This is a genomic window from Nitrosomonas sp., assembly GCF_019752095.1.
Lineage (GTDB): Bacteria > Pseudomonadota > Gammaproteobacteria > Burkholderiales > Nitrosomonadaceae > Nitrosomonas.
The window spans coordinates 1-18,946 of sequence record NZ_JAIEMO010000020.1 but is presented as its reverse complement, the minus strand read 5'-3'; the positions used below and the strand labels follow the sequence as shown (position 1 = coordinate 18,946).

18 protein-coding genes are annotated in these 18,946 nt (G+C 44.4%); 8 read left to right on the top strand and 10 right to left on the bottom strand.

The genetic code is table 11. From position 1 onward, the window contains the following. Positions 1-8: 8 nt before the first annotated feature. Both nusA and rimP read right to left on the bottom strand, forming a co-directional pair. Positions 9-1,484: a transcription termination factor NusA gene (nusA, locus tag K2Q13_RS06780; RefSeq protein ID WP_292920251.1), complete on the bottom strand. Its 1,476-nt coding sequence runs from the start codon at positions 1,482-1,484 to the stop codon at positions 9-11. Positions 1,485-1,507: 23 nt separating this feature from the next. Further along, positions 1,508-1,936: a ribosome maturation factor RimP gene (gene rimP, locus K2Q13_RS06775; RefSeq protein ID WP_365725465.1), complete on the bottom strand. Its 429-nt coding sequence runs from the start codon at positions 1,934-1,936 to the stop codon at positions 1,508-1,510. 271 nt (positions 1,937-2,207) lie between these two features. Between rimP and acs the strand changes: the two genes are divergently transcribed. Beyond that, positions 2,208-4,178 carry an acetate--CoA ligase gene (acs, locus tag K2Q13_RS06770; RefSeq protein WP_292920247.1) on the top strand — a complete coding sequence of 657 codons (1,971 nt, stop codon included), beginning with the start codon at positions 2,208-2,210 and terminating at the stop codon, positions 4,176-4,178. A 49-nt stretch (positions 4,179-4,227) separates the two neighbouring features. Next, entirely contained in the window at positions 4,228-5,196 is a 969-nt protein-coding gene (locus K2Q13_RS06765; RefSeq protein ID WP_292920245.1) for an MBL fold metallo-hydrolase, read from the top strand. Between the two features lie 92 nt (positions 5,197-5,288). On the opposite strand, the gene K2Q13_RS06760 is transcribed toward K2Q13_RS06765, so the two are convergent. Continuing rightward, entirely contained in the window at positions 5,289-5,507 is a 219-nt protein-coding gene (locus K2Q13_RS06760) for a C4-dicarboxylate ABC transporter (protein ID WP_292920244.1), read from the bottom strand. Between the two features lie 102 nt (positions 5,508-5,609). Beyond that, positions 5,610-5,804 carry a C4-dicarboxylate ABC transporter gene (locus K2Q13_RS06755; protein ID WP_292920242.1) on the bottom strand — a complete coding sequence of 65 codons (195 nt, stop codon included), beginning with the start codon at positions 5,802-5,804 and terminating at the stop codon, positions 5,610-5,612. Positions 5,805-6,689: 885 nt separating this feature from the next. Here K2Q13_RS06755 and K2Q13_RS06750 point away from each other — a divergent pair. The 3 genes from K2Q13_RS06750 to K2Q13_RS06740 are packed head-to-tail and all read left to right on the top strand — an operon-like array spanning position 6,690 to position 7,611. Next, positions 6,690-6,845: a hypothetical protein gene (locus K2Q13_RS06750; protein ID WP_292920240.1), complete on the top strand. Its 156-nt coding sequence runs from the start codon at positions 6,690-6,692 to the stop codon at positions 6,843-6,845. Between the two features lie 10 nt (positions 6,846-6,855). Continuing rightward, positions 6,856-7,371 carry a lipocalin family protein gene (locus tag K2Q13_RS06745; protein WP_292920238.1) on the top strand — a complete coding sequence of 172 codons (516 nt, stop codon included), beginning with the start codon at positions 6,856-6,858 and terminating at the stop codon, positions 7,369-7,371. Between the two features lie 39 nt (positions 7,372-7,410). Next, entirely contained in the window at positions 7,411-7,611 is a 201-nt protein-coding gene (locus K2Q13_RS06740) for a DUF2905 domain-containing protein (protein WP_292920236.1), read from the top strand. Between the two features lie 11 nt (positions 7,612-7,622). Here K2Q13_RS06740 and K2Q13_RS06735 read toward each other — a convergent pair whose 3' ends face one another. Both K2Q13_RS06735 and K2Q13_RS06730 read right to left on the bottom strand, forming a co-directional pair. Further along, positions 7,623-9,104 carry a Ni/Fe hydrogenase subunit alpha gene (locus K2Q13_RS06735; protein ID WP_292920234.1) on the bottom strand — a complete coding sequence of 494 codons (1,482 nt, stop codon included), beginning with the start codon at positions 9,102-9,104 and terminating at the stop codon, positions 7,623-7,625. Positions 9,105-9,109: 5 nt separating this feature from the next. Then, on the bottom strand, positions 9,110-9,667 hold the full coding sequence (locus tag K2Q13_RS06730) for an NADP oxidoreductase (protein ID WP_292920232.1): 558 nt from the start codon (positions 9,665-9,667) through the stop codon (positions 9,110-9,112). A 390-nt stretch (positions 9,668-10,057) separates the two neighbouring features. Here K2Q13_RS06730 and K2Q13_RS06725 point away from each other — a divergent pair, with 390 nt between their 5' ends. Continuing rightward, complete coding sequence (locus tag K2Q13_RS06725) at positions 10,058-13,114, top strand: EAL domain-containing protein (protein WP_292920230.1); 3,057 nt, start codon at positions 10,058-10,060, stop codon at positions 13,112-13,114. A 26-nt stretch (positions 13,115-13,140) separates the two neighbouring features. Here the strand turns inward: K2Q13_RS06725 and K2Q13_RS06720 are convergent, their stop codons facing one another. The 3 genes from K2Q13_RS06720 to K2Q13_RS06710 all read right to left on the bottom strand — a co-directional run bounded on the left by K2Q13_RS06720 (position 13,141) and on the right by K2Q13_RS06710 (position 16,413). Continuing rightward, positions 13,141-13,902: a 2Fe-2S iron-sulfur cluster-binding protein gene (locus K2Q13_RS06720; protein ID WP_292920228.1), complete on the bottom strand. Its 762-nt coding sequence runs from the start codon at positions 13,900-13,902 to the stop codon at positions 13,141-13,143. A 6-nt stretch (positions 13,903-13,908) separates the two neighbouring features. After that, entirely contained in the window at positions 13,909-15,672 is a 1,764-nt protein-coding gene (locus K2Q13_RS06715; RefSeq protein WP_292920226.1) for an NAD(P)H-dependent oxidoreductase subunit E, read from the bottom strand. 69 nt (positions 15,673-15,741) lie between these two features. Then, positions 15,742-16,413 carry a DUF1614 domain-containing protein gene (locus tag K2Q13_RS06710; protein WP_292920224.1) on the bottom strand — a complete coding sequence of 224 codons (672 nt, stop codon included), beginning with the start codon at positions 16,411-16,413 and terminating at the stop codon, positions 15,742-15,744. A 317-nt stretch (positions 16,414-16,730) separates the two neighbouring features. On the opposite strand from K2Q13_RS06710, the gene K2Q13_RS06705 reads away from it, so the two are divergent. Beyond that, a complete protein-coding gene (locus K2Q13_RS06705; protein ID WP_292920223.1) occupies positions 16,731-17,321 on the top strand; it encodes a cytochrome P460 family protein in 591 nt (196 codons plus the stop codon). Between the two features lie 206 nt (positions 17,322-17,527). Beyond that, complete coding sequence (locus K2Q13_RS06700) at positions 17,528-17,788, top strand: DUF5062 family protein (protein WP_106706462.1); 261 nt, start codon at positions 17,528-17,530, stop codon at positions 17,786-17,788. A 328-nt stretch (positions 17,789-18,116) separates the two neighbouring features. Here the strand turns inward: K2Q13_RS06700 and K2Q13_RS06695 are convergent, their stop codons facing one another. After that, complete coding sequence (locus tag K2Q13_RS06695; protein WP_292920221.1) at positions 18,117-18,527, bottom strand: nitrosocyanin; 411 nt, start codon at positions 18,525-18,527, stop codon at positions 18,117-18,119. Positions 18,528-18,946 lie beyond the last annotated feature (419 nt).

The following is an 18,946-nucleotide window of genomic DNA, read 5'->3' as shown; positions in this document are numbered from 1 at the left end:
TATTAAAATTAAGTAAACCATGGTTCACGTGCTTTAATAATTAATTGATTTGCACGTTCAATATCAATACCAGTCATCTCAACTAAGTCATCAGCAGCTAAATCAGCCAAATCAGATTGGGTAATGATGCCCTTTGCTGCTAACTCTCGAATAATATTGATATCCATTCCTTCGATTGAAAGCAAATCTTCAGCAACATGTTCGACTTTTTCTTCGTTAGCAATAGCGTCTGTTAACAATACATTACGTGCTCGATTTCTTATCTCATTGACTGTTTCTTCGTCTAATGATTCGATCTCCAGCATCTCGTTTAATGGGACATAAGCTACTTCTTCAAGCGAAACAAAACCTTCTTGCACAAGTATTTCTGCGATTTCTTCATCAACATCTAATTTTTGCATAAAAAGCTGATAGATTTGTGACGTTTCCTGCTCCTGCTTGGTTTTTGATTCCTCTACGGTCATGATGTTGAGCTCCCAGCCTGTTAATTCGGAAGCTAAACGCACATTTTGTCCACCTCGGCCAATAGCCTGCGCCAGGTTATCATCATCGACCACAATGTCCATGCTGTGTCTTTCTTCATCAACCATAATACTGCTGATTTCTGCGGGTGCCAGTGCATTAATAATAAAAGTCGCAGGGTCATCAGACCACAGTACGATATCAACACGCTCACCTGCCAATTCGCTAATAACTGCTTGCACTCTGGATCCACGCATACCTACGCAAGTTCCAATTGGGTCAACACGTTGATCGTTCGACTTGACAGCGATCTTGGCGCGCGACCCGGGATCGCGTGCGGCTACTTTAATTTCCAATAAACCTTCTTCAATCTCTGGAACTTCTAATTCAAATAATTTCATCAGAAATTCAGGGGAAATGCGTGAAAGTTTTAATTGCGGCCCCCTGGCGGAACGATCAACTTTGTATAAATAGGCACGTATGCGATCACCGACACGCAGGTTTTCTTTTGGTATCATCTGGTCGCGTGGTAATTCCGCCTCGATTTTTCCAGATTCAATAATGGCATTGCCGCGTTCCATGCGCTTGATTGTGCCGTTAATTAAATAGTCTTCTCTTTCAAGAAAATCATTCAAAGTTTGTTCGCGCTCAGCTTCACGAATTTTTTGGAAAATTACTTGCTTTGCTGCTTGTGCCCCGATGCGCCCGAATTCAATCGGTTCCAGTGGTTTCTCAAGATAATCACCAACTTGAATATCGGCATCAGTTTGTATAGCATCACTTAAAGCAACCTGGCGCGCTGAATCTTCCACGGTATCGTCGTCTACTACAACCAGCCAGCGGCGGAAAGATTGATGATTCCCCGTCTCTCTATCGATAGCAATGCGAACTTCAATATCTTCTTGAAATCGTTTCTTGGTGGCGGATGATAATGCAAGCTCCAAAGCTGTGAAAACAATTTCTTTTTCAACTGCTTTTTCACGTGCTAATGCATCAACTAAAAGTAATATTTCGCGGCTCATAATTCTCCAGTTAAATCCTTATCCTACAATTTTGGAACCAAACGAGCTTTTCCAAGGTTACTTAATTCAAGGTCTAATAATTTTCCTTCGATTTCAAGTTTTATTGTGCCATTATCCACTTCTCGTAAAATCCCTACAAAATTTTTTTGACCCTCTAAAGGAACGCGCAACTTTAATTTTACTATTTCTCCTTTGAACCGAAGAAAATCTGCTTCTTTTCTTAAAGGCCTATCTAGTCCTGGTGACGAAACCTCCAATCGACCATAGTCAATATTTTCAACTGCTAGTAATCGGCTCAAGTGGTTACTGATGGTCACGCAATCATCAATGCCAATACCCCCAACCTTATCTACAAATATTCTTAGCAATTTGTTGTGAGCTGATCGTTCCACTTCGACCAACTCATAACCCAAACCATTCAGAGTCGATTCCAGTAATTCTTCCAGTGCCATAGCTCCACCACAAATAAAAAATGGGCCGAAAAAGCCCATCGCATCTACTAAGCCAATTTTAACAAATATTTATAAAATATGGAATATAAACTTCGCAAAAGGGTAATGCCTAAGCGATTTTCGACGTTTCGATCCGTGTTCTTGCTTTCAGCCTTTTGTGGAGCCATTCGCTTGATTCACCTACTCTCAAAATAAGAATTCCGTATCTATTGAGTGCCAGTGATACAATCCCGATCCAGTATATTGAACTGATTAGTACTGGAGATTAAGCATGCCGACCATTGAATCAATATTAAACGAAACCCGAGTTTTTCCACCTTCGAAAGAATTTGCCAGCAAAGCCAACTTACCTAGTTTTCATGCATATCAGACTTTATGTGCGGAAGCAGAGCAGAATTATTTAAATTTCTGGGCAAAACGGGCGCAGGAACAGATCGTATGGCATAAGCCTTTCACGCAGGTGTTGAATGATCAAGAGGCGCCATTTTTCCAATGGTTTAGTGATGGTGTATTAAACGTTTCATATAATTGCCTTGACCGACATCTAGAAACGCAAGCCGATAAAGTCGCTATCATTTTTGAATCCGATGAGGGAGAAGTCATACGCTCGACGTACCATGATCTTCATCAACGTGTTTGTAAGCTTGCCAATGCATTGAAATCACAAAATATCAAGAAAGGTGATCGCGTTGTTATTTATATGCCGATGCGTATTGAAGCGGTTGTCGCGATGCAAGCCTGCGCACGTATTGGTGCAATTCATTCGGTGGTATTTGGTGGGTTTTCAGCTAAGAGTCTGCATGAGCGTATCCACGATGCCGATGCAGTAGCCGTTATTACAGCTGATGAGCAGGTGCGCGGTGGTAAACGAAATCCGCTCAAATCAATTGTTGATGAAGCCTTGAGTATGGCTGACGCGATTTCTGTTAGATTGGTTGTTGTTTATCAAAGAACGGGTACTGATATTCGATTTAATCCCGTGCGTGATGTCTGGTGGCATGAGCTTACGGAAAATATCAGTTCCCAATGTGAACCCGAATGGGTAGATGCTGAACACCCATTGTTTACACTCTATACATCCGGATCCACCGGCAAACCTAAGGGTGTTCAACATTCCAGTGCGGGCTATTTGCTTGGAACCAAAGAAAGTATGCAATGGATTTTTGACTATAAGCCAACGGATGTGTTTTGGTGTACTGCGGATGTCGGTTGGATTACCGGCCACAGTTATGTGGCGTATGGACCTCTTGCGATGGGTGCTACCCAAGTAATTTTTGAAGGAATACCAACATATCCTAATGCCGGGCGTTTTTGGGAAATTATACAGAAACACAAAGTTACAACATTTTACACGGCACCCACCGCAATTCGCTCATTGATTAAGTTGGGTGCGGATCTGCCACAACAATATGAGCTTTCATCGTTGCGATTGCTGGGGTCAGTCGGTGAGCCGATTAATCCTGAGGCCTGGATGTGGTTTTACGAAAAAGTAGGCCAGTCGCGTTGTCCGATCGTTGATACTTGGTGGCAAACAGAAACAGGTAGTCACATGATTGCACCAGCACCGGGTGCGGTTGCGCTCAAGCCGGGTTCATGTGCCTTTCCTTTGCCGGGTATTTTTGCGGCGATAGTCGACGAAACTGGGCATGATGTCGAAAATGGCAAGGGCGGTTTTCTGGTGATCAAGAAACCTTTTCCTTCGCAGGTTCGTACCCTCTGGCGTGACCCTGAGCGCTTCAAAAAGACCTATTTCCCGGAGAATATGGGGCACGGCAAGTATTATCTGGCGGGTGATTCCGCATATCGTGATGCGGATGGTTATTTCTGGATCATGGGACGCACCGACGATGTGTTGAATGTATCCGGGCACCGGTTGGGGACGATGGAAATTGAATCAGCGTTGGTAGCGCATCCATTAGTTGCAGAGGCTGCTGTGGTTGGTAAGCCGCATGAAATCAAAGGGGAGTCTGTGATAGCTTTTGTGGTGCTGAAAGGCCAATATCCGCAGGGAGAGGAAATTGCGCAAATTACCGATACTTTGCGCGAGTGGGTGGCCAAAGAAATTGGTCCGATTGCCAAGCCGGAAGAAGTTCGTTTTGGAGAAAATCTACCGAAAACTCGATCTGGTAAAATTATGCGTCGGCTATTACGCACGCTTGCTAAAGGCGAAGAAATTACCCAGGATATATCCACGCTGGAGAATCCGGCCATTCTTGAACAATTAAAATATCCATCAAAATAACTTTTATAATCGCATGATCCGAACAAAAGGTTTCGAGAACCGGAGAGATATGTCACTACCATTTATTACCGACTATGAATATGGCATTAGTGCTATTGATGCCCAATTTCACCGTCCTAGACGGGCAGCGATACACCTGATTGTAGAAAAGGGAGTGGCCGCGCTGGTGGATACTGGTACGTCCTTTTCCATTTCGGGTGTGGTCGCAGCGCTCAAGCATCAGAATATCGCCACTGAAGACTTGGCCTACGTAATTTTGACGCATATTCATCTTGATCATGCTGGTGGCGCAAGCGAATGTATGCGGCTTTTCCCGCATGCCAAGCTGATTGTTCATCCTCGTGGCGCAAGCCATATGGCAAATCCGGCACGACTCGTTGCCGGTGCAATGAGTGTTTATGGAGAAGCCGAGTTTAAGCGTGTATATGGTGAAATTATTCCGATTGATGTCGCACGGATTTTAGAAGCACCTGATGAAAGCCGCATTGACCTCAATGGACGTTCGCTATTATTCCTCGATACGCCGGGTCATGCACGTCACCATAATTGTATCTATGATGAACGTAGTCAGTCTTTTTTTACGGGCGATACATTTGGAGTTTCTTATCGGGAGTTCGATGTTAAAGGGAGAGAGTTTGTCTTTCCGACTACCTCGCCAGTTCAATTTGATCCTGTTGCGGCACACGCTTCAATTGACCGCATCATGCGTTATCAACCACGCTATGCATATTTGACACACTACAGCCAGATCGGCAATTTGGCATTTCATGCGCAATCCCTGCATGATCTGATTGATGCGCATGTTGAGATTGCGCAGCGCGCAAAAGATAATGGAGCTGAGAGACAATCAATTATTTCTGAAGCATTAAGTGAGTTGCTTTTGCAAAGATTATCAGAACACGGTTGTCAATTACCGCAAACTGAAATAAACGAGCTCCTGAGTACGGATATCCGGTTGAATGCACAAGGATTGATTCATTGGCTTGATCATCCACCAGAACGATTTAAGCAATTATGATGTTCCAACTCAGCTTATTTCTTAATTCTGAATAAAAGAATGGGATTAAGGTGGTTGAATCAACTACCTTAATCCCATTAAATTGGAGAGTTTTATGCAGTAAATTTTTTTCTCGTATAGTACATTCTGGTTTTGGATACATTACTTAGCATGGCAATCACCAGATAATTGATGTACAGTATTGCGCCGAGAATTACATCAGAAATAAACCAATCGGTTACCGATTCTGGTAAATCAAATATCGATAAAATACCAAAAAAAGTCGCTGTAATGACTATTGCTGAAATAACAAAAATCTGACTCGTTTTCATAAAATCTCCTTATAAGTAAAATTTATTAAAATTGCGTTAACAGGATTTCACGTTAGTTGATCCATCCTCAATAAATATGTCTTTTTCTTTCTATTTTCTAAATTAATGCATTCTTGGTGTCGATCTTCCTTTGAACACGCCTATTGCTAGGTAACTTATGTAAAGAATGACAGCAAGCAGGCCATCCGTGATTACCCATTCTAAAATGGATTGTGGCAATCCAAACATGAATAAAACCCCAAAAAAAACTCCACTAATGATTAATGCTGCAATTGCAAAAATTTGATTGGTGGTCATAAAAATCTCCTTAATTAAAAATTATCGAAAATGGTTAAAAATGTTTTGTTAGCTATTCGATGAGAAACTTCACAATAAGTTCACATTTATTTCACATTTAATTCACATTGTTTTTAAGCACCTGAAAACTCAGTTTCTCTATGTCACAATTAATTTTTTATTTGTATAATAATAAGTACTTAACAAATCCTCTTGGCTGATAGAAATAAACAAATTTCAACGGTTATTTGTTACCAAGTCTTTTATTATGTCTGAGAAAAATCTCCTATTCCAAAGGGAGAGAAATTGAATCGAAGAGACAAAAAATTTAGTAAAGTGCTTATATATTTTCATCTTATATCTTGATACTTTAAGGTGTGATCAAGAAAAAGCGGTGAAAAAGGTGCCTATTCTAAAAGAGTAGGTTTTTTGTTTATTAGTGCGCATCAATTTTTTAAATCACGCTGCAGTAGTCATTTATCCAATAGAAAGGAAATAATAATGATGGCAATGACATCTTCAACGGAGGAGGCGAATTTCCTTACTTAAAAACGATGAATTGCTGCTGAAGTTAGATCTTGCGTACTGAGCGCTTTCTATCAGTACCGAATCATGAATGATTCAATTTCGGAAAATAAAACCGGATGACTGTGTTGTTTTTACCACCAAAACTCGAGACGCTGGTCGTACCTTAACTGTATCTTCATGGCGCCACTCACTCGTCATCGTGAGGGCGATTCGGCTCTACGGATATAATCTTGCGCACCTGCATGTGATACGCGGTGATTTTTACCAGCAATAAATTAGCGATATCATGATGCTCATTCGCCAACATAATAGAGGCGTATTGATTAGTAATATGGATTATGCCTGCGAGGAAGCGGGTAGGGATATCGCCGCAGGAAAGTGGATGCAGTAGCTTTCGGTACCAGTTTCTTGGTAAACCACGATTTGCCGGCGCGGATCAAAACGGGCACAGTGCTCAATCAACCCGATCCGGCGATATTTTATACTTGGGATGAGCAAGGATATACTGATTGCCCGGTATTAACGACATCATGAGTGCCTAAAAATGCGTTTACTTTCAAGTTTTTTTCTCAGCTTTCTACTAATCGGGTGCCTATCGATACCATCGGATATCGCACCGGTTGACGGATTTGAACTCGATAAATATTTAGGCAAGTGGTATGAAATCGCCCGGCTCGATCATTCGTTTGAACGTGGACTCGATCAGGTAACCGCAGTATATTCTCTGCGAGACGACGGGGGCGTCAGGGTCATCAACAAAGGTTTCTCGAAGGTGAAAAATAAGTGGAAAGAAGCGGAGGGTAAAGCTTACTTCATGAGAAATCAGCAGGTAGGTTATTTGAAAGTTTCTTTCTTCGGTCCTTTTTATGGCGCGTATATCGTATTTGAACTCGACCAGGAAGACTATCAATATGCTTTCGTGACCAGCTATGACAAATCGTATCTATGGTTGTTAGCAAGAACGCCCGCAGTTAGCGAAGAATTGATCCATCGGTTTGTGCAGCAAGCCAATGCATTGGGTTTTGCAACCGATCAGTTGATCTTTCCAGAGCAAAATTGAATCGATCAGTTGGGTCGATGTTTGAATACAATATACGCCATGCAACAATTACTTATTATCTTAGGAATTTTACTGCTTGTTTTGGGTTTGCTGTGGCCTTGGTTGTCGCACTTACCATTAGGCCGCTTGCCTGGCGATATTCATATCGAGCGCGAGAATTTCAGCTTTCATTTTCCGTTGATGACAGGATTGTTGATCTCGATTGTGCTGACGTTGATATTGTGGTGGATGCGAAAGTAAGGTATCAGCGGTTATCGGGTAATTTCGCCCGTCATTCCTTTGGTTAATTGATCGACTACCCTGCCGTTCATATCCTGTAACGTCACTTGCAACGGCATTTTACCTAATGCATGCGTGGCGCAGGAAAGGCAAGGATCGTATGCGCGCACCGCAACTTCGAGGTGATTCAATAATGCTTCGGTGATTTCCTGGCCATCCAGGTATTGATTGGCAACGATGCGCACCGATTCATTCATGGCTTGGTTATTGCTGGTGGTTGATACGATTAGATTGGCTTGGGTAATCAGGCCCTCTGCGTTGACCTGATAGTGATGGAACAGCGTGCCACGCGGTGCTTCGATGACGCCAACGCCTTGTGGCTGGTATTCGCCTTTGTCAACCATTAATTCCGTGCCGGTGATGTCTGGATCGTGCAGCAAAGCGTGAATTGATTCGGCGCAGTGCAGAGCCTCGATCATCCGTGCCCAGTGAAACGCAAGTGTGTCGTGCACCAACCCGCCTTGACCGAATGCTTTGAAACGTTGGCGTGCGGCTTCGGCCAGCGGGGTGGAAATGCTATCGCAGTTATTGACGCGTGCTAGCGGGCCGACGCGATACCAGCCTTGCTCAGTGCCCAATGCGGTTAAATAGGGAAACTTCATGTAGCTCCACGAGCGAACTTCTTCACGCAGGATGTGTTGATAATCGCAGTAGTTGAACTGATCGAAAATCACGCTGTTATCAGCGGCTCGCGCACGCAATCCGCCGTGATAGAATTCCAGTTCACCGTTGGTTCCGGTCATGCTGAGGAAATGGCTGTGCAGCGTGGCGAAATCGCGGTGCTCCGGGTGCGCGGTGTGAATGTGTTCGTTCAGCGCCAGCGCTTCCTGACTCCATTGCAGAATATTGTCGATATCGGCGAGCAACGCATCACGCGCAGTGATTGTCAGCGGTTTATTCATGCCGCCGGGCACGGTGCCCGTGCCGTGAATGCGTTTGCCAGTGATGGCCTCAATGACTTGCTGGCCGAATTTACGTAGTTTGACACCTTTCAGTGCGATTTCCGGATAGTGTTCCAATACACCGGCAATATTTCGTTGCGTTGGGTTGCTACCGAAGCCGAATAGAAAATCGGGGGAGGAGAGGTGAAAAAAATGTAGTGCATGCGATTGTAAGATCTGGCCGAAATGCAACAAACGGCGCAACTTGGTAGCCGTGGGCGTGAGTTGCTGCATCCCCACGATTTGATCCACCGCTTTGGCTGCTGCTAATTGATGGCTGACCGGGCAAATGCCGCAGAGCCGTTGCACCAAGAACGGCACTTCCCAATACGGGCGGCCTTGAATGAATTTCTCAAAGCCGCGAAATTCGACAATATGCAGTCGTGCCTCGATGATGTGATTGTATTCGTCCAGCAGCAATGTAATTTTTCCGTGCCCTTCGACGCGAGTGACGGGGTCGATGGCGATGCGCCGGGTGGCGGGTGGGGGTGATGAAGGTTTAACTGGTTTCATAACATTTAATCGTAATGCAATTGCGATTTTTGAATAATCGGTTTTTGCCCGGCTAATAGCGGTTCCAGCAGTTGCAAGAAGGCATCGGCGGATGGTGGGCAACCGGGCAGAAAATAATCGATGTGCACCACTTCGCTGATGGGATAGACCTTATCCAGCAGCAGCGGCAATTCAATATCGTCGGGAATTTGCGGGTTGGTGACTCCGGTTCCATTCAGATAGACTTCCTGCAGGCATTCCTGCAAGTCAAAATAATTGCGCATCGCGGGTACGCCGCCATTGATCGCGCAAGCACCGACGGCCACCAATGTGGTGCAATTAGCGCGGAATTCGCGCAACACGTGTACATTTTCCGCAGTGCACACCCCTCCTTCGATCAGACCGATGTCGCATCGCCCACAGTGCTTGATGTCAGTGAATGGTGAGCGATCAAACTCAACCTGCTCAAGCAAGCCGGTCAAGGATTCATCCATATCCAAAAAAGACATGTGACAACCAAAGCAACCAGCCAGCGACGTCGTGGCGATTTTGATTTTTCGTTTAGTGGTGAGCTCAATCGTCATGGTTTATGATGCTGCGCAATATGTCCCTGCAAATTTGTTTTCTGGACCGTGTTAATGTCGATTTGCCCAGCATGCTTAGATCTCAAATAATAGCATAGCAATCAAAAAACCATGAGGAGCTTTCCATGAGTGGATTTAGAGGGGATGGATAGTCTCTGGTAGAGACCGACTTGTATATCAATGAGAGTAATCCTTCGGCCATAACGAGGATCTGATAGCGGTTTAATGATTTAATCTGTACCTGCCAGTACAAAACAACTATTCAGCGGAAGCTTGATAAACTGTATAGTCCGCAGTGGCAGGAGAAAGTGTGTACCCCATAAGCAGCTTGCTATAGTGCAGGTATTTGATGTTGTTAAATAACATAATCATGAATGGGTATTGAAGCAGATGAAAAAAAATAAAATTGCATCAATGGTATTTCGAGTTTTAGGGATTGTTTTGTTGACTCTAACCTATTTTGCAACCGGAAAGTTAGGCTTGCTATTTCCCTACATGGGATCGAACATCACCTTGTTCTGGCCTCCAACGGGAATAGCGCTTGCAGCACTTATGATCTGGGGGTTGTGGTGCTGGCCAGGTATATTTTTGGGTGCATTTCTAGCCAATTTAACCACGGGTGATCTTACCTTATCCACGGCTAGCCTGATTGCGTTTGGTAATACTCTGGGACCTGTTTTAGGCGCAATATTGCTTAAACAAGTGGCTGATTTTAAAAATGACTTTCTACGCAGCCGCGATATATTGGCATTTGTCTTAATTGTACCGAGTTGTATGTTATTCCCCCCCAGCTTTGGTGTGCTGGCTTTATTTACTAGCGATAACTTGATAGCAGATCAGATACAACAAGCATGGTTGGGTTGGTGGTTTGGCGATATCGTAGGCATACTGATTTTTACTCCGCTATTGTTAGCATGGTCAATTTATTATAAGAATAAGGCTTTTCGCCATGAGGCTTCAAACGTTGAATCCGTTTTGATCATCACATTATGTGGCCTAATTGCGTGGATCATATTCGGAAATACTCTGGCAATCGGTGATCTTCAACTATCACTGGCTTTTTTGGTTATTCCTCCATTGATTTGGGCCAGTTTGCGTATTAGTGCATTAGGCACTGTGTCAGCAGCGGCTGTTATTTCGATAATAGCAACCTGGGGTACTGCTCAAGGGCTAGGTCCCTTTATAAATGGTGTTTTTTCGCTAGATCATTTGGTTTTGTGTATTTTTGTTGCTACCAATATGTTGATTGCATGTTCGATCGCCGGCATTCAGGTTGCGCGCAGGAGTGCCGGTCTTGAGCTGCGTGAGAGCGAATCTCGGCTGCGACTGGCGCTAAGTGCAGCTAATCAAGGCCTGTGGGATCTTAATGTACAAACAGGTGAAGCTTTAGTAAGCCCGGAATATGCGTTAATGCTTGGCTATGCCCCTGACGAATTTGTAGAAACCAATAGTAAATGGCTAGATCGCTTGCATCCAGAAGATCGTGAGCGGGTGAGTCGAATATATCAGGAATACATCAATGGCTTGCGCGAACATTATGCGGTGGAATTTCGTCAGCTTACTCTACAAAACTCTTGGAAATGGATACTGTCGATCGGCAAGTTGGTGGAATATGACAGCCAAAATCGTCCATTACGCATGCTGGGTACGCACACCGATATTGAAGAACGCAAAACCAGGGAAATTGCTTTACAACAAAGCGAGGAGGCTTTGAGCCATTCATTGGGAGAGTTACAGGTATCTGAAAAACATCAGCGTGAATTGCGTACTCTGGCAGAGCGAGAACAAAGCCGCATGAGTGCACTGCTTGCAGCCATGAATATTGGTATTCTGTTTGAAGACAACGAACGTCGTGTTGAATACGTGAATCCCGCTTTTTTGCGGATGTGGTTGATCAACGAGAATGACGATCTGACAGGATTGCCGACGAAAATTGTGCTGGAACGATCCACCGAGCGTTTTGCACAACCAACACATGCTTCTAAATTTGTTCTTAACGTTATGCATACTCATGAAATCAGCGAACGTTTCGAGCTGGAACTAAGCGACGGTCGCATGCTTACCCAGCTGTCCTATCCGGTTACTGATGGTGAAGGGCGGGTATTGGGGCGATTATGGATTTATGAGGACATTACTCAGGAACGCCAAACCGCACAACAACTGTTGTATCTGGCCGAGCGTGATCCTTTAACTGGTCTATACAACCGACACCGCTTCCAGGAGCAACTTGAATTTATGATCGCAAACTGCCTGCGCAACCGAGGTAAGTTTGCTTTATTGTATTTTGACCTGGATGACTTTAAATATATAAATGATACATTTGGGCATAGCGCAGGCGATACGGTATTAGTTAGAGCCGCAGGTGAAATATCCAGTGTAATTCGGCAAATCGAAATTTTTGCCCGGTTGGGTGGCGACGAGTTCGCCATTCTAAGTATTATTCAGCCAGACGAAGATATTAATGCCTTACCCTCTCGGATTGTCACTGCCATTGCATCAATCCCGTTGCGTTTTCACGGCACAAATCTTCGTCTGACCAGCAGCTTGGGTGTGGCGATCTTTCCAGAGCATGGCGAAACAACCGAAGACTTGGTTGCGCATGCAGATACGGCTATGTATCAGGCCAAAACCCAGGGCAAAAATACTTGGGCAATTTATGATTCGGCACGGGATGATTCGAAGGCTATGTTACAACGAATGTCGTGGCGCAACCGGATTGCCCAGGCATTGGAACAGGATCTGTTTGAATTGCATTTTCAAGGTGTTTACCTAACCAGTGATAGATCTCTCAGCCATGCCGAAGTGCTGATTAGAATGCGTGATCTGGAGCATCCTGATCACTTAATTATGCCGGGTCAATTTATTCCGATCGCCGAGAAAAGCGGCCAAATTTTGGATATTGATCGCTGGGTTGTAAAAGAGAGTATCGAGAAATTGGCCAATGACCTCAATATGCCGCCACTGGCGATCAATATTTCTGGGCGAACATTCGATGAACCTTCATTGCCACTTTATATCCGAAAATTATTGATGGAACGAGGCGTCGAACCTAGTCGCTTGATTATTGAGTTGACCGAAACCGCTGCCGTTTCCGATATTCAGGATGCTCAGCGTTTTATTGAATCCATTCATCAATCTGGCTGTAAAGTCTGCCTGGATGATTTTGGCAGTGGTTTCTCCACCTTTGGTTATCTCAAATATTTAGGCGTGGAAATTTTGAAAATAGACGGCTTATTCATTAGCGATTTGCACAATAATCGAGACAACCAGGTTTTTGTTAAAGCCATGGTGGATGTTGCACACGGATTAGGAAAAATAACCGTGGCGGAATACGTTGAAGATGAAGATACTTTTAAGATGATCAAAAAATTAGGTATTGATCTTGCACAAGGATATAACTTCGGTAGACCCAGTAAAATTTTACCTAAATTAAACTACCCAACCTAATAAAACAGGGAATTAATCCGAAAAGATTAACGCTCTGTATCTTGATGCTCTTTGCGTTTAAGTTTATCGCAGCCTGCGATGTGTTCCTGTAAACTGGTTTCCCGAATCGTGTGATGATCATAGATACGTTGTCCGATTGGCACTTGATATCCTTGTTCTTTGATCAAAATTGCACCGACCGGGCAGATGGTCGTCGCCAGATCGGTTGTCGCTATTGAACTGTCGGCCAGTTTACCGCTCGGGGAGTTGACGATTAAATGCGCTTTTGTCCCGCGCCCGGCGATGGCAAACACATTTTTCCCATCTACTTCACGGCTGGCGCGCACGCATAAATCGCACAGGATGCAGCGTCTGCGATCAAGCAGGATATCGGGATGCGATGCGTCGATTTCGCGGCGTTGATAAAACTGCGGAAAGTGATCGTCCAGCATGCCGAGATAATAAGCCATAGCTTGCAGCTTGCAATTGCCGGTTTTTTCGCACGACGGGCAGATGTGATCGCCTTCTACAAATAGCATTTGCGTGAGTGCTTTACGTGCTTCGTTCAATTCCGGTGTGTTACTGCAGATTGTCTGATCCGCTGCTGCCGGTGTCGTGCATGCAGCGACGCTGCGATTTTCGATTTCCACTATGCACAAGCGGCAATTGCCGCTTGGCGGCAAGCCGGGGTAGTGGCATAAATGCGGAATATAAACCTTGGCAGCTAATGCGGCATCCATGATGGTTTGCCCTGGGGTGAACGGAATTGCCTGGTTGTCTATGCGAATTGTGTTTTGGATTGCTGACATTTCGATTTAATCCAGGTGGGCTGCGGCGTCGTCGCGGCGCGTGATCTGCCGAGCGCTTTCCAGTGCCTGATCAAGATCGAATTGTGCAACGAAATGCTGATTCAGATGGGTTGCAAAAACTTGCGGAAAATGCTGCAAGCCGTCCAGAACATGATTAGCAGCGGTATGTCCCAAGCCACAATGCGAGTGATGCTGAATCAAAAAAGCGAGCTGTTTCAGTGTTTCGATATCGTTTGTTGTGCCACGACCCTCGGCAATTTTATCCAGATTATTTTTCAGCAGCTGTGTGCCGACGCGGCAAGGGGTGCAAAAACCGCAGCTCTCATGCGCAAAAAAATGGGCAAAATTGCGATGAACCGCTAGCAAGTCACGCTGGTGACCGAAGATTAAAAACGATCCACCGGTGGAAATATCCTCGAAACTGATGGTGTGGTTAAAATCCGGTGCGCCGATTAGTTTTCCGGCAGGTCCACCTATTTGTACTGCTTGTACTCTCTGCGCGCCGCAATCATCCAAGATTTGTTGAATCCGCACGCCAAACGGGTATTCATAGATTCCCGGTAACCTGCAATCACCGCTGACGCTGAGAATTTTTGTGCCGATCGATTTCTGGGTGCCGACAGAATTAAACCAACTGCTACCGTGTGCGACGATATGTGCTGCGGCAATTAAGGTTTCAACGTTATTGACCACAGTGGGTTGTCCTAGATAACCATGTGTGACCGGAAATGGCGGTCGGATACGTGGAATGCCGGGTTTGACTTCTAGCGATTCGATCAGCGCTGATTCCTCGCCGCAAATATAGGCACCCGCACCAACGACAAGGTCGATGTCAAAGTGGAAATCCGCATGATTTAGAATGTGTCTTCCTAATAATCCTTGATTACGTCGTTGCGAAAGCACGGTTTGCAGGTGCGAGAGCAGATAACGATATTCACCGCGCAGATAAACCAAGCCCTTGTTTGCTCCGATAACAAAAGCGCACAGTGTCATGCCTTCAAACAATGCTTCGGCGTGATGGTGCAGTAATACACGGTCTTTGAACGTGCCGGGCTCACCTTCGTCTGCGTTGCAGATGACATAATGCGCATCACCAAGCTTTTCGCGGCATAGTTGCCATTTTTTGCCGGTATTGAATCCAGCGCCGCCGCGACCATTTAAGCCGGATTGCTGGATAGTCGTCAATGTTTCTGCAGCTCCGTGCGTTATTGCCTGTTGTAGAGCATTGCCGGGCGCAAGCTGTGTGGTCAACAAAAGGTTGCGTCGATGGATTGTGTCATGTATCTCAAACCATTCCCCTGGCCATTCATCCATCGATATATTGGCTGTAATCTGCTGCGCGATCTGTGCAATTTTGTCCGGGTTCAAGTGAGTAAGCGGTATGCCATTGACCAGCAACGATGCACCTTGATCGCATAATCCGATACAGGAAGTCTCGCCAATGCTGATCAATCCATCCGCGCGCGTTTTGCCGGGAGTGACCTGCAATTGCTGTGCCAGCAGTTGCATCAGGTTTTGTCCAGCTAGCAGATAACCGCAGCTGGTGCAATTACTGAATAATATGTGGAAACGGCCGCATGGTTGCGCGGAAAAAAAAGAATAAAACGCTACGATTCCAGCTACTTGGCTGAGCGGCAAATTAAATTCAACCGCGACTTGTTGCATGGCCTGCGGTGAGATATGCAGATATTCCTGCTGCAATGCATGCAGCCGGTGCAACAAATGTTCCTGCGGCAAATTAGAAGAATTGTGCTGGCATGAATTCGACATGTTAATGAGTATAGCGGGATTTGCCTCAGAGTAACAGAAACGCAATAAGGAGTTGCCGAGAATGAAGCCTCAAGCCAGCAGAGCCGCCACAATGCCGGTGATGAATATGCCATCAAATGTACCCGCGCCGCCGATCGAGGCATACGGTGTGCCGAGCCGGGAAATATCCTTCATGTGTAGTAAATCTGCCCCAATCAGTACTCCCAATGTGCCACTGATATACGCCAGCGAGGCGCTTTGATCCGGACTGATTGATAATCCAACTAACGCTGCACTGATTGGGGCGATAAGAATGGGCATGCCAATGCCAAGCCCCGAAATCGGGCGGCTAAAAATGTAGCTGATACTACTTATGATAGCGATCCCCAGCAATGTGGGCGATAAACTCAATGCGCTACTGGAAAATAAGTAAATTGATAGTGTTACCGGTATCAGACAACCGCCAAGATTGATGAAGAGCTGCGTTTCGTTATTAAACGACTGTACGGGTATTCTAAGCAATCCTTTGTACACAGATTGTGTGAATGCTTGCTCTGTTGCAGTGCTTTTAATTCTTGTTACCGGAAGATTCACGGCGCTGCCGAGTAACGATAGAAACAGTATCATCAATCCAAATTCGGGCGGCAGCCCCAGTTTCACAAAAGCAAAGGACAGTAGCTCTATCTGGATCAATATTATTATGATGCCAAGCAAAGCAACGAAGAATAGCAGGTGAATCAGAGAAAAATAGTTTTTCATCATGTTATAGTGCGGCGAAAGATAGCACTCAGTGACGCTATTTTTTAAATTAAGTAAAAAAACATTTGGTTATGATATTCTTTCAGAGGCTTGCCTAAAGTTATGATCAAAAAATTGCAGTCGAGCTAGAAATTTGCTGCGCTTCAATTAGAAATAAAATAAACAATGATCGTTAGTCAACGGTATTGAAGGATTATCCTCTTTGCAGTGAGAGGATAATCCCTTGACGAAGATACTTTGTCTGACTACCATAAAAAAGGAAGGCAGTACAATTTATTGCTGTTTTCTGTATGTTTCTTTAACCAATTTAAGGGCTTATTATGTTACAGTTAAAAAAAACGTTATTAAGCAGTATTGCTCCTGTATTGTTGTCCATTGCGCTGGCTAGTCCAGTGATTGCTTCTGATGCCCATCATGCACACAAAGGGCTTAATTATGGCAGCTTTACTAAAGAGCATGTATTGTTAACTCCTAAAGACTATCGTGAATGGGTATTTATTGGCGCATCTGTGACGCCCAATGAATTAAATGATGATAAAGCAGCCTTCCCAGAATTTCATAATGTCTATGTTGACCCTACCAGCTGGTACCACTGGAAGAAAACGGGTGAGTTCCGGGATGGAACCGTTATCGTTAAAGAATTAGCTAGCATAGGGAGCAAAGAGGCACCTAGCGGGAATGGCTATTTCCCAGGTGAGTACAATGGCATTGCTGCTATGGTGAAAGATTCCAAGCGCTATCCCGAAAGACCCGGTAACTGGGCATTTTTTGGTTTTGAATCGTATGAAGCCAAACAAGGTATTATCCAAGCGGATGAAGCATGTGCTGCCTGCCACAAGGACCATGCTGCACACGATATGGTCTTTACCCAATTTTATCCCGTATTACGTGCTGCTAAGTCAGGCAAATAAATAATGCATAACCGGCTTTGAGCCGACAAGTTTTGTGATGAGGCAATTTAGTTTACTTGTTAAGCTAAATTGCCTTTCTGTTTTGTATGTGAGCTGTAGTATAGGGATAGATTCAAGTGTAGCTGCAATAGTTATGTTTAGTAGTCCATGCCGAGGATTTATAAGGTTGAAACATAGAATAATGATCACATTGAGCGAGGATCGTTATGAAAAAATTGAAAAATGAAGCGGCTTTATTTAAAGAAGCTATGCTGGCCGGAGTGAAATATGCCGAAGGAAGAGGCGTGGTGCAGTTTGAAGCAACCGATTCGGCGAGTGAAAAATTACTCTATATCTATCGCTTATTGGTGCACGATAAAGTTATGCAACCGTTGCCGGAAGATCAAGTCGCTGAAAAATCCATGCGGCATAAGCTGGCCATGTGGTACGCCAAGCAATTACCTAAAGATCATCCGTTGTTGAAATAAAGTATAACGTGGGCAGTCCGATCAGCAGAATGGATTGCGCCTGCATGGTTTTTAGGGCAAGAAAAAAACAAACGACAGATTTGCTACGATAAATTTTTAGGAATATAGGCAATTTGACGTGTGATCAATGAAGCTTGTCAAATTGCCTTTTTAGTTTTTTCTCTGATTTTTGGTTAGATATAATTTCATTCCGAATCCTATCCTTGATTGCAAACCCCAGGAGCAAATGTGATCTGCAACTAAAGATAGGAGAAGCATTCAGTTGAATTCAATTTAACCAAGCAGATGCCATTGCATTGTAAATACTTCACGAATGCCTTAAAGCACTCTATTCAATGACATTCAAAGAACCTGGCAGATGGATATTCTTAGGATGGAGTTGACACCAAATAGTGAAGGCGCCAGCTTTATCGGCCACGAAAGAAATGACTTTTGTTTCGCCTGCTTTAAGTATGTCTTTAATTTCGTATTCATCAATGGCAAATCCTTCACTGATGGGTGATTTATTTTCTACTGTGATTTTGACAGTCGTTCCCTTTTTGACAGTTAATGTTTCTGGTTCATTGAGAACATTAAAGGCACGAATGTTGTTAATCGTTACCCCTTCAACTTTAAGTTCAGGAATGGTGGTGTCATAGGCATTGATAACCACTTTAAAATTCTGCTCTGCTGCATGTGTGACGCTTGTTAATAGCAGTCCAAGAACAGCGCTTAAAAATATGATTTTGGTTATTTTCATAGTATATATTTCCCTCTTAAATTTTATGTTTTAGTATATAGTGATGCTTGCTCCGCATTTTTTAGCGCGTAAGCAGCGCTTACTCTAGTGGGGATGATTTGATATGTCAATATCGAACTTTCCCAGCACTTGGGACAGATTCCCCGTTATGAGCCACGCGCTATAATTTCCATAACCAGCGGGAAGAGTTCGTCTGCACGGTTGGTTGATCCAATTGCACCGTGCTTTTTTGCCTGTCTCTTGTGTTCCGGCAAGTTTGAGCCGGCATAGATAACAAATGGAGTTGTATCTCCCAGGGAACGAAGCTTGTCTGAATCGCCCCGGGATTGTCGGAGACTCTATTTCTTGAGAGGATAGAGTAATGAAAAAACAAATGAGATATTCACCGGAGGTTCGGGAACGGGCTGTCCGACTGGTGC